The organism is Flavobacterium sp., from assembly GCF_013822155.1.
GTDB lineage: Bacteria > Bacteroidota > Bacteroidia > Flavobacteriales > Flavobacteriaceae > Flavobacterium.
The window spans coordinates 40,336-51,188 of the sequence record NZ_PNJW01000010.1 but is presented as its reverse complement, the minus strand read 5'-3'; the positions used below and the strand labels follow the sequence as shown (position 1 = coordinate 51,188).

General features: G+C 32.9%; 12 protein-coding genes. 3 read left to right on the top strand and 9 right to left on the bottom strand.

From position 1 onward, the window contains the following. Positions 1-61 precede the first annotated feature (61 nt). The 9 genes from C0512_RS04400 to C0512_RS04360 form a co-directional block, all read right to left on the bottom strand. Entirely contained in the window at positions 62-1,141 is a 1,080-nt protein-coding gene (locus C0512_RS04400) for an efflux RND transporter periplasmic adaptor subunit (RefSeq protein ID WP_290859224.1), read from the bottom strand. A gap of 5 nt (positions 1,142-1,146) precedes the next feature. Continuing rightward, on the bottom strand, positions 1,147-2,460 hold the full coding sequence (locus C0512_RS04395) for a TolC family protein (protein WP_290859222.1): 1,314 nt from the start codon (positions 2,458-2,460) through the stop codon (positions 1,147-1,149). 161 nt (positions 2,461-2,621) lie between these two features. Further along, the gene (locus tag C0512_RS04390; protein ID WP_290859221.1) at positions 2,622-2,750 is read right to left on the bottom strand and encodes a hypothetical protein; all 129 of its coding nucleotides are present in this window, start codon (positions 2,748-2,750) and stop codon (positions 2,622-2,624) included. A gap of 46 nt (positions 2,751-2,796) precedes the next feature. Further along, positions 2,797-4,257, bottom strand: a complete 1,461-nt coding sequence (locus tag C0512_RS04385; RefSeq protein WP_290859220.1) for an FAD/NAD(P)-binding oxidoreductase — start codon at positions 4,255-4,257, stop codon at positions 2,797-2,799. A gap of 94 nt (positions 4,258-4,351) precedes the next feature. Beyond that, the gene (locus C0512_RS04380) at positions 4,352-4,816 is read right to left on the bottom strand and encodes an isoprenylcysteine carboxylmethyltransferase family protein (protein WP_290859219.1); all 465 of its coding nucleotides are present in this window, start codon (positions 4,814-4,816) and stop codon (positions 4,352-4,354) included. A 44-nt stretch (positions 4,817-4,860) separates the two neighbouring features. Then, a complete protein-coding gene (locus C0512_RS04375) occupies positions 4,861-5,856 on the bottom strand; it encodes a DUF3365 domain-containing protein (protein ID WP_290859218.1) in 996 nt (331 codons plus the stop codon). A gap of 153 nt (positions 5,857-6,009) precedes the next feature. Beyond that, the gene (locus tag C0512_RS04370) at positions 6,010-7,608 is read right to left on the bottom strand and encodes a hypothetical protein (RefSeq protein WP_290859216.1); all 1,599 of its coding nucleotides are present in this window, start codon (positions 7,606-7,608) and stop codon (positions 6,010-6,012) included. Positions 7,609-7,683: 75 nt separating this feature from the next. Continuing rightward, positions 7,684-7,881, bottom strand: a complete 198-nt coding sequence (locus C0512_RS04365) for a hypothetical protein (protein WP_290859215.1) — start codon at positions 7,879-7,881, stop codon at positions 7,684-7,686. A gap of 57 nt (positions 7,882-7,938) precedes the next feature. After that, positions 7,939-8,274 (bottom strand): hypothetical protein, encoded by a 336-nt coding sequence (locus C0512_RS04360; RefSeq protein ID WP_290859213.1) that lies wholly within the window; start codon positions 8,272-8,274, stop codon positions 7,939-7,941. Positions 8,275-8,393: 119 nt separating this feature from the next. Between C0512_RS04360 and C0512_RS04355 the strand changes: the two genes are divergently transcribed. From C0512_RS04355 to C0512_RS04345, 3 genes are all read left to right on the top strand, one after another. Further along, positions 8,394-8,990, top strand: coding sequence for a Crp/Fnr family transcriptional regulator (locus tag C0512_RS04355; protein ID WP_290859211.1), 597 nt, complete (start codon positions 8,394-8,396; stop codon positions 8,988-8,990). Continuing rightward, entirely contained in the window at positions 8,990-10,204 is a 1,215-nt protein-coding gene (locus C0512_RS04350; protein ID WP_290859209.1) for a hypothetical protein, read from the top strand. The genes C0512_RS04355 and C0512_RS04350 overlap by 1 nt, the downstream gene beginning before the upstream one ends. 85 nt (positions 10,205-10,289) lie before the next feature. Next, complete coding sequence (locus C0512_RS04345) at positions 10,290-10,844, top strand: fasciclin domain-containing protein (RefSeq protein ID WP_290859207.1); 555 nt, start codon at positions 10,290-10,292, stop codon at positions 10,842-10,844. The last annotated feature ends 9 nt before the right edge of the window (positions 10,845-10,853 follow it).

Here is a 10,853-nt window from a genome sequence, read left to right as displayed (position 1 = left end):
GTTTATGGTTTAAAAGTTTAAAGTTGTTGCTTCAAACTCCAAACTGAACACTACGAACTGCTTACTGAACACTCACTTTTGCTCCGTTGAACAATTTTCCTTCTGAAGAAACGATATAAGGTTCATCGGCGTTTAAACCTGATAATACCTCTACTTTATCGCCGTAGGTTTTACCGATACGTAACCAACGTAAAATGGCTGTATTGTTTGCTATTGTATAAACACCGGTCAATTGACCTTGACGAACTAAAGCCGTATCGGGTACTAAAACCTGTTCACTTTTTGCAGTTGTTGTGGTTTTCTTTTCGATTGGAAATTGTACATTGACAAACATTCCTGATAAAATAGAAGTATCCATTTTATCTAAAGTCACTTTCACTAAATATTGGCCACCTGTATTTTTGGCCGACAAACTTACTTCGGATACTTTTCCTGAAACTTGTTTGTTTTGCGATTTGATAATCACATTTACAGGCATTCCGTTTTTGATATTTGAAATATCACTTTCAGAAACCATTGCAGTTACTTGAAGTCTTGAAACACCTTCAACACTGACTAATGGCATTCCGGGATTTGCCATATCTCCTTCTTTTACAAAAGAATTGGTTACTGTTCCGCTAAAAGGTGCTGTGATATTGGCATAATTAAATTGGGCCATTACTTCGTTTCGCATTTGTTTCGCTCCTTCTAATCCGGCTTTGGCCATTTCAAAACGAGCGGTCATATCATCTAACTCCTTTTGTGAAGCACTCTGTTGATTAAATAAAGCTACAAAACGATCGTAATCTTTCTTTGCATTATTGTATCCGGCAGTTGCTTGCAAAATAGAAGCGTCAACCTGAGCTTTTTTAGCCTGTAAATCGGAATTGTTGATACTCACTAACAATTGTCCGGCACCTACTTTTTGTCCAACTTTTACATGGACTTTCGTTACATATCCCATCATTCGGGTACTCACGTTGGCACTGTTTTCAGCTTCAATTTTACCACTAGCGGTTACAAACGGACTGTTCGTATTTTCCACTATTCCGCTCACTTTAACCGGAATGGCTACTAAGGTTTTGACTTCTTTTTGATCACTTCCGCAAGAAAAAAGCAAAGAAAGCGATAGTGTCAATATTGGTATGATAAACTTTTTCATAGGTTTTATTTAGTTAAAAATTGGATGTATTGTTTAGTAAAATTATATTCGAAAACTGCTTGCAAGAATTCTAATTCTTTTTGAGCTAATTGAGTTTCATCGGTTAATAAATCTGTAGTTTTCTCTAACCCTTGTGTAAATCTGTTTTGACGGATTCTATAGCTTTCCTGAGTCTGTTCAAAGGCCAATTTAGTTAAACTCACTTTGTTTTCAGCATCTGTTAATTGTCGAGAAGCTTTGTTGAGTTCTAACTGACTTTGTTTTTTATATTGTTCTGTTTCTGCTTCTGATTTTTGAAATTCAGCTTTTGATTTTTCAAGTTTTCCAATGGATTTATAACCATCAAATAAGTTCCAAGATAATTGTGCTCCAACAGTATATCCGCTTGCACCAAACTGAAAAATCTCAGTATCATATAATTCATAAGCTCCAAAAGCATTCAAACGTGGTAAAAAAGCCATTCTACCTGATTGCATCATTTGCTTATAAGCTTCCGATGATTTTTCCATTGCAAGAATGTCTTTTCTATTCGCTGTAAATCCTGTCGACATACTTGTTATTGAAATTTCATTTTCCAAAACTTCAGTAGGTTTATAAATACCACCTTTAGTATCTTCATTCAATAGAAAAGCTAAATAATCCGATGCATTTCTAACATTACTTTTCGCATACTGCAGTTGGTTTGCAATTTCATTTACTCGAACTTGAACAGCTAATAAATCTGTTTTTTGAAGCATTCCTTGTTTAAAATAATTTTCAACCAATTTTAAATTAGATTTTGCTGTAGCATCAGCCTTTTCAAAAACCTGAACAGCCTTGTAAGCTAACTGTAATTGCATGAATGCTTTGTTCACTTCAAGTTCCAAATATTCTTTGGTTCTTTCCGTTTGTAGTTGAAATGCTTCAATTTTTGCTTTAGCAGCCTTTCTTTCATATAATCCATCTGCATTTAGAATTGGTTGCAACACTTCAATCTTAGTGGCGTAATTCTGCGTTTGACTTGGATCATTTAAAAGAGCTGGATTAAAATCGGAAGCCGTTAAAATTTCCTGATTTAATTTTGAACCAAAAGCCATCAATGGATTAGTGGTTGAAATAGCTGTATGAGAGGCAGAAATGTTAGGCAAAAAGAGAGAATTAGACTGACGATAATCTGATCGAGCTGATTCAACCGATTTGTTTGCTATTTTGAGTTGTAGGTTTTGATCGGACATTTTTTGTACAATTTCCGATTTGGAAATTTGTATAGTATCCTGACCAAATACCGAGAAGGCAACTAGTAAACTTCCCGTAATAAAAATTTCATTTATTCTTTTCATAATTTATTTACTGAATTATGGTGCAAATTTAAATCGCAAAAAAAGCCTAGGAAGTAACAAATGTTACAGTAGGAATTATGTAACAAAAAAAACAAGCATTTCTTTTCAGAAATGCTTGTTTCAACAATCAATAACAATCATCAAACCTCCATAAGATGATATTAGGCTCGGGTGCCTCCGTGTCCACCCGCAACAATTTTTAAAATTCGAATGTTTAAATAAATGAATTTAAAAAACTGTAAAATAGGATTCTGCATTTTTCGCTTTTGCGAATTGGAAATTCTTTGCATGTTTATATTTTTTAAACTGAATTATTTTCAGCAATTACTAATTATTTTACTCCGGAATTAACCACCAAAACGGTTTCATTTTTGCTTTGTACAAAAAGGCATAGTGTAACGAGAGTTTCACCCAATGCCCAGCTAGACCAATATCACCAAAGGTTTTATTGATATCTCTTCCACTAGTATCGGGATATTTTTTATAATTGGGGACGATTGGATAAGTTGTGATGCTTACTCCACTCCCTTGTGTCATTCCGTAACCGGCAGAAGCAATACAAGCAGCTCCCATATTTCCCAACGAACCTTTGTGATGTAACGAAATTTTACCCGATTTAACTGAGTCAATAATATTATCGGCAACTAATTTAGCGGTAATTCCTGATGGCATTCCTGTTCTGGGTGGCGATGGAAATATCTCGGTACCGTTTTTGCTTTTTCTAGGTTTTGAAATAGAATGCGGTGGTGCAAACGCAATTCCCGGTGCAAAAATATTGGGATAGCTTGGATTTTGATACGTTTCCGGCCAATCCTGAACCGTCCATTCTTCATACGGTTTGGGTGTATAATCGGCATCAACAATCATAAAACCTTTGAATAATTTATCGGTGATATCTTTGTTTTCCTTATCGAATGCCTTAAATCCATGGCCGGAAAATGCTGGAATCAACATGGCAAAATCAAACGTTTCAGTTTTAATTTCACCTTCTAAATTTTCATATTCTACTAGTCCTTCTTCTACTTTTCGAACGCCGGCACCTAAAATCCATTTGATATCACGGTCTTCAAAAATCATCTCAACCATTTCACAGGATTTCATGTTGATGCCTCCATAATCCAATAGCATTCCATCCATTCCAAAATCACCTAATTTATATTCATTGGAAATCCAAGTAATTTCAGCTTTATCACGCACACCAAATTTTTGCAATTCTTTTTCTACATTCAATATGTATTCAAAAGCGGCACCTTGACAAGTGGCTTTCGCGTGTCCGGTTCCAATAAGAATTTTAACTTTTGTATCACTTTTTTTAATTTGATTAATCAATTTATGCAAAGCATCAGAAGCATGAATCGCATGATCATAAGTACAAACCGAATACGCTTTATTCGTTCCCGGATTCAATCCTTCGGTCATGTCAAATGCTAATTTTGGTCCGGTTGCATTAATCAAATAATCATAGGTCACTTTTTCCTGTTTACCCAAAGTATCACCATAAACACCTTCTACTAATACAAAAGGTTTATTTTCTGTAGCATCACCTTCCGGATGAAAAGAAACCACTTTTGATTGTTTGTAACCAATACCTTTTCGTTTGTATAAAGGTTCTAAGGGAAAAATAACATCTTTAGGTTTCATCCGACCAATTCCCACCCAAATATTGGATGGAACCCATTGGTAATTTCGGTTGGGTGAAACCACCAATACTTCGTGCTCTTTGGATAATTTTCTTCTTAAATGAGCCGCAGCGGTATGTCCCGCAATTCCTGCTCCAAGTACAACTATTTTTGACATATTTTCTAAAATATTGTACTAAAGTATAATGAATCAAAAAGATAGAAAGCAACATTTGTTACACAAGAAAATAAAATTTTAAAGAAATTAACAACTATTTTAGTGATAAATCAAAATTTGGAAAAAATCGACCTACTTTACTTTTATAAACCTTGTATTCAGGAAACTTTCGTTGCAATTGCAATTCTTCATACTGGGTTTTGAAATAGAATAATACCCAAAGAAATATAGTAATCATTAATTTAAATAGGGAATCTTGGTATATCCCATAACCTACGAAAAGAATTATGATTCCGGAATATATCGGATGGCGAACCCAAGCATACAACCCATTTTGTAATAAAACCGCACTATCTTTTGGTGTTGGAAAAGGTGACAAATTTTTATTCAATTGTAAAAGAGCTAAAGCAAGTACGATAGATCCAATAAATGTTAGCATCAAACCTACATTTTTGAACCATGAAAAAAACTCCAAAGACCAAGCGACAGGAAATGTATATAGAATAAACAAAACCAATTGAATGCTAACCAAAATAATATCTTTGGAGTTAATTTTCATAATTTGGTGGCTTTAAATCTAACCACACTTGCTCAATGTTATAATTAATTCTTTTCAAAAGTGATGCTCCAAATTCCTCGCACTTCATTTTCATTATAACCGACCGCTAAATCTTTAGGATATAATTTTAAAATTTGTTGTAGAACATCCTGTTTAATTTGCTTTCCATGGCATTGCAAACACATCGTATTGGTTTGAATGGGGTAATAAAATTGCACTTGATTTCCTTTTTCAATCACAACCGGTTTAGATTCTCTTTTGGCAACCGCATCCGCCTTGAATTGAGCGATATAATTCAATTCTTCTGCATTTGCTTTGTTGTTGGGGTTTCTGTTTTTATCGGAAACACGTTTGATTTTAGCATTATAATGAGTTGACATGCTATCTGTTAACGGAATGGCCTGACTATTACAAAATTCCAAGGCATGCATCGTTCCTTTGGATTGTATGGCTCCCATTAAGTTTTTACCTAAAACTGCTTTAGTTCCCAAAGCATATTCTAATCCAATTTCTTCATAGGTTTTTGGTTTTTCAGCAACTACCAATTTTTTACCGGGTTGCACCCACTCGCCTTTTCCCTTTCTTCTTCCTTGTCCGTTACTTTCCCAATGTTTTTTAAACCAAGAGGGCTCTTCAATTTGGTAATCAAACATATAGCTGGCAATTTTTTCAACTACACCCTCAGGAAATACTTGTTTGGGCATAACTTTGAAGCGATTGACTGCTCCATACATAATGGCATTTTCTTCAGTTGGATTTTCTACAAATTGAACAATGTGAGTGACAAATTCTTCCTTTGTTGTATAATTCATTAAATAACGGGCTTTTATGGCAACCATCGGTGGAGCAATTCGACCTAAACTATCAGGAATGGTAGGATTATGACATACATAGCAATGAGTTTCTACTAATTTTTTTCCGGATTGCCCATCCTCAATTGCTAATTGATTTGTTTGCTGAATTGAATAATCTGAATCTTCTTTCTTTTGTTGGCAAGAAAAAAAACTCATAAAAACTATGAATATGATTAAATATTTCATGATGAATATGATTTAAAATGTAAAGTTACTTTTTCAGTTAGAATGAATTTGCAACTAATGTTACTTTAAGTTTACTATTTTATAGTGTATTAAAGTATCGCAGAAAACTCAATAATCAATGAGTTTCCTGCGAATAATTTGATTGAGATTTTATTAATTTACAACTACCTTTTGAGACACATAAAATTTATTGTCAAAAATAAAAGTAATAATGACGACCTGATTTGAAACATTATCCAATTCAAAATTCATTGCATTTTCACCTTGTTTAGCCTCACTAATTTCTCCATCGGAAATGATTTTACCATCTAATGAAGAAACAAAATAATCGACTGTTGTGACATAAGGCATAGAAAAATTGATTCTGACTTTTCCGCTTGTTGTTGGATTAGGTGAAACAGACATCGAAAATGGATTTTTTCCGTTTATTTCATGTATTCCCAAGGGTGTGTTTTTAATTAATTTCACTTCATAAATTGTAGCATTTGCAGAAGTTGAACTCGTCTGATTATTTGTAAATGGACTAGTACTCGGACTAGTGATTCCTCCCACAATATGTCCAATGACGAATTCATCCTCTGTAATATCATTCAATTTGATAACTTCATTGTCATAATGTGGCAAACTTTCATTAGGAATAAATTCAGCACTCGCTCCTTTTAAAGCAGGCATTGTTTCCGGTAATTGGTATTCTTGTAAAGAACCGTCGGCAAAACGAGTCGTTCTACTGATTGTATTTACAAAAGGAACTGTATTATCCTGAATTAATGTGGTTCCATTGTAATAATATTGACTTATTCCTCCAAAAAACAAATTATGCATTCTATTTTCAGTTGCATCATATAAACTTGAAACGGCACTGTGATAATTGCTTAAATATTGATTGAAAGTTGTTTGAGGAAAATATCCGTCAGACTTAACATCAACCGGATACAAAAAAGGTAAGTCAACATTGATTTGAAAAACACCGGAAGAAATGGTATATCCTTTTGAACCATCCGGAAAAATTTGAGGTAATAAATTGTAATCACGTCGGTGCAAATGTACAGCATCAGAAATGCTTTCATAATTAGAAATACTCAATTGCGTTCCGGAATTGTCGATGGAAAATTTTCGAATGGCATTGGTATAAGTTTGAACAAAAGTTGGGTTATTCATCGGATTATACCTTCCGTCAAAACGATGTCCGCCAATCAAATAAAATGTATCCTCAATTTTTGCAAGATGTCCACCAGTGACGGCAAAATTTTCATTCGCCAATTGCTTAAAATAACTTGAAATGGAAGACCCGCTTATTACCGCATTAATTAAATTTGGAACATCTATTGCCGTTAATTTATTAAACGTTATGTGATCATCTGCTGTAGTCGAAAAAGCATATCCTCCTAAAACATATAATGTTGTTCCGTCTTGATAAAAGTTAAAATTGGTAGCTTGTAATTGTTCCTTTAAAGAAGTAGATAAGGTATTCAAGGAAGCTGTCCAGAACTGATTGGTGTTGATGTCGACCACATAAATGTTGGTATTATTACTATTTGCCGGAAAAGCATTAAAAGGTTGTCGAGCATGAATACCATCTAATCTTCCGCCAATAATAACCCATTTTCCATTATGTTGACCAAATGCATAGGAATGAATCCCTGGAAAATTTGGAATTGTGATAGGATTTAATTGTACCTGATAATCAAAAGTTGATTGCGGAAATGCAAGGCAAGTGATAAACAGAAATACAATAGTATATATTGTTTTCATAAGTAAAATTTAAAATAAGCAATAGCAATACAATGCCTATTCAATAGGCATTGTATAAACTATAAATTTAAGAATTTATGATTTTTTTTCCTGAGTTTTACTCGAAGAACAACACCCACCTTTTTTCTCAGTTCCACATGATTTTTTTTCATCCGGGGAACATGATTTTTCGGTTTTAGTTTTGTTCTTATTTTGTTTTGGCTCTTGTTGAGCTGAAACATTGATTGAAACTAGGAAAGCAACGACTGATAATATTGAAACTATTTTTTTCATTATTGTGTAATTTAAATTAATTTAAGAATTTGTAATCCATTAGATTACGATTAACATTTAAACAATAAAAAATAGTTCTGGTGGTTGCCAAATAGTTACATTAAAATTGTAAATAAAATTTTTGTGATAATGCGTATTTGCTTTTTCTAAATTAAAAAATAATTCTTTTTGTAATTCAAAAGTTGAAGTAAATACTAAAAAAAAGGAGGTATTAAAATTAAAATTTAAAAGACATTTTTCTTTTTGACATCCACTTGCAGGTTCGTTTTCAGGATTTTCATTTTGGCAAGAACTTTGACAATTTTCAGTAAAATGCAACTTCAAAGCTCTTACGGATGGCAAGATGGTTAAAGCTGAAAAATACAAAAAAAGTAAGATTATAAAATATCTCATACTACAAATTTAGTGTAATTTTTTTATTTTTATGTAACTATTGTTACACAGTCATATGACAATTATCATTTTTATCTATTTTTTAATTAAAGATATTTGTATCTTTAATTAAAATTACCATGCAAATAGATTTAGATCTACTTTTCACTTGGGGAGCTATAGCCAAAAAATATAAAAAAAACGATGTTATTTTTTACGAAGATGACTTGGCTTTATTCTATTATCAAATTATTGAAGGTTCCGTTCGCATGTATAATACAAACGATGAAGGTAAAGAATTTACACAAGGTATATTTTGTAATGGAAATAGTTTTGGTGAACCTCCATTGTTTATAAATGAAATCTATCCAACAACAGCGGTTGCTGCAAAAGACAGTGTTATAATCAAACTATCTAAAGAGAAATTGATGAAAATATTGGAAGATTATCCATCTGTAAAACTTTCTTTTTTGGAACTAATGGCCAAACGGATTTATAACAAAACCATATCAACCAAACAAATAATTAATCAAAAACCGGAACACCGCATTAAATCATTTTTAGAAAATTACAAAAAACAAAACCAGCTTTGCTACACCGAAAAATCTCCTATTCCGTACACCAGACAAGAAATTGCTGATTTTACGGGTTTACGTGTAGAAACTGTAATTCGTACACTTTCAGAAATGAATAAAGCGAATAAAGTAATTATTGACAAGCATAAATTATATTTTTAATGAAAAAATTATCAATTAACAATTGGATAAAAATTTCACTTTTCAGTTTATTCATTGTTGCATTTTTGGGTGTTTTAATGCGGTATAAAATTGCTTTTGAATTACCTTATTTAGCTCAAAAAAACATCCAACATGCTCATTCACATTTTGCTTTTGCAGGTTGGGTCACGCAATTGTTGATGGTGTTAATGGTTCATTATTTATCCTATTATACTTCTGAATCAAAGATTTCAAAATACAATACACTTTTTTGGATCAATATTATTGGAGCCTATATTATGCTGATTAGTTTTATAATCCAAGGTTATGGTTTTGTTTCCATACTCTTTTCAACCATCAGTATTTTTGTATTTGTTTGGTTTGCTATTTGGTTTTACAAAGATTCTAAAGAAATTCCCTCCTATTCCTTGAGTAAAAATTGGTTTTTAGTTTCTTTACTTTTTAGCGTATTCTCATCAATTGGTACGTTTATTCTAGCTTATATGATGGCAACCAAAAATGTGCCACAAGATATATATCTATCCTCTATTTATTTCTATTTGCATTTTCAATACAACGGTTGGTTTTGGTTTGCTTGTACCGGATTATTAGTAAGCTTACTCCAACCAAATTTGACGAATACTCGCGAAAATGAAACGGTATTTCAACTATTTGCTTGGAGTTGTCTTCCAGCCTATTTGCTATCGGTTTTATGGTTAAAATTACCCGTTTGGCTTTATGCACTTGCGGTAATTTCAGCTATTGTTCAAGTAATTGCTTGGTTTAAGCTAGTGAAATTATCACGAGCTATTTTTAAGGTAAATCCACGTATTTCGGCCTTTTTAAAAATCCTATTTAAGGGAATTGCCTTTTGTGTCACGTTGAAATTATTGTTGCAATTCGGTTCTGTATTTCCTGCTGTGAGCAAATTAGCTTTTGGATTCAGGCCGATTGTTATCGCGTATCTTCATTTGGTTTTATTGGCAATTATCAGTGGATTTTTGTTGGCCTATTTATATACCAACGAATTGGTTCATAGATCTTCAAAAACAGTACTTTTTTTAGTGATTTTTATTATAGGAATCTTTTTAAACGAATTGCTTTTGGCTCTTCAAGGTATATTCTCATTTGAATATATTTTGATACCCTATGCCAACGAAATGCTTTTTATAGTAGCAATTATTCTCTTAATAGGCATTTCCGGAATAGTGTATTTTAATCGAAAAAAAGTCTAAAAAAGTACATTCTTATGATTTCACTCATAAAATAGATTTGTTAAATACTTGAACTTTGAATCAGAAATTTTAAAACACCCTAATTATGAAAAAAACAATTCAACTTCTCGTTTTAGCCGGTTCCTTACTGGTGTTTAGTTGCAAAGAAAACAATGAAACTCCTCAAGCTGCTACTCCAGAAAATGGTGTGGATTTAAGTGTTGGACAAGAAGGAGTTGTAGATGAAACGTCCAATCCGAATATTGTTCAAGTTGCCTCCGGCAGTAAAGATCACACCACATTGGTTGCCGCTGTAAAAGCCGCAGGGTTAGTAACCTCTTTAAGCAATGCAGGACCTTTCACGGTCTTTGCTCCTACCAATGCCGCTTTTGATAAACTTCCTGCAGGAACTGTAGAAGACTTATTAAAACCGGAGAAAAAAGGCGATTTAGAAAACATTTTAGGGTATCACACTTACGTTGGTTCATTAAAAACAGAATACATGCAAGATGGTCAAGAATTTGATATGGTTTTTGGTGGCAAAGTTAAAATCACCAAACAAGGCGATAAAACGTTTGTCAATGGTTCTGAAATTGTGGCCAGTATTCCAACATCCAATGGAATTATTCATGTAATTGGCGATGTATTATTACCGAAATAAAATTGGTTT

Coding starts and splice junctions, on each gene's coding strand:
- C0512_RS04400 (WP_290859224.1), bottom strand. CDS start 1,141: ATGAAAAAGTTTATCATACCAATATTGACACTATCGCTTTCTTTGCTT.
- C0512_RS04395 (WP_290859222.1), bottom strand. CDS start 2,460: ATGAAAAGAATAAATGAAATTTTTATTACGGGAAGTTTACTAGTTGCC.
- C0512_RS04390 (WP_290859221.1), bottom strand. CDS start 2,750: ATGCAAAGAATTTCCAATTCGCAAAAGCGAAAAATGCAGAATCCTATT.
- C0512_RS04385 (WP_290859220.1), bottom strand. CDS start 4,257: ATGTCAAAAATAGTTGTACTTGGAGCAGGAATTGCGGGACATACCGCT.
- C0512_RS04380 (WP_290859219.1), bottom strand. CDS start 4,816: ATGAAAATTAACTCCAAAGATATTATTTTGGTTAGCATTCAATTGGTT.
- C0512_RS04375 (WP_290859218.1), bottom strand. CDS start 5,856: ATGAAATATTTAATCATATTCATAGTTTTTATGAGTTTTTTTTCTTGC.
- C0512_RS04370 (WP_290859216.1), bottom strand. CDS start 7,608: ATGAAAACAATATATACTATTGTATTTCTGTTTATCACTTGCCTTGCA.
- C0512_RS04365 (WP_290859215.1), bottom strand. CDS start 7,881: ATGAAAAAAATAGTTTCAATATTATCAGTCGTTGCTTTCCTAGTTTCA.
- C0512_RS04360 (WP_290859213.1), bottom strand. CDS start 8,274: ATGAGATATTTTATAATCTTACTTTTTTTGTATTTTTCAGCTTTAACC.
- C0512_RS04355 (WP_290859211.1), top strand. CDS start 8,394: ATGCAAATAGATTTAGATCTACTTTTCACTTGGGGAGCTATAGCCAAA.
- C0512_RS04350 (WP_290859209.1), top strand. CDS start 8,990: ATGAAAAAATTATCAATTAACAATTGGATAAAAATTTCACTTTTCAGT.
- C0512_RS04345 (WP_290859207.1), top strand. CDS start 10,290: ATGAAAAAAACAATTCAACTTCTCGTTTTAGCCGGTTCCTTACTGGTG.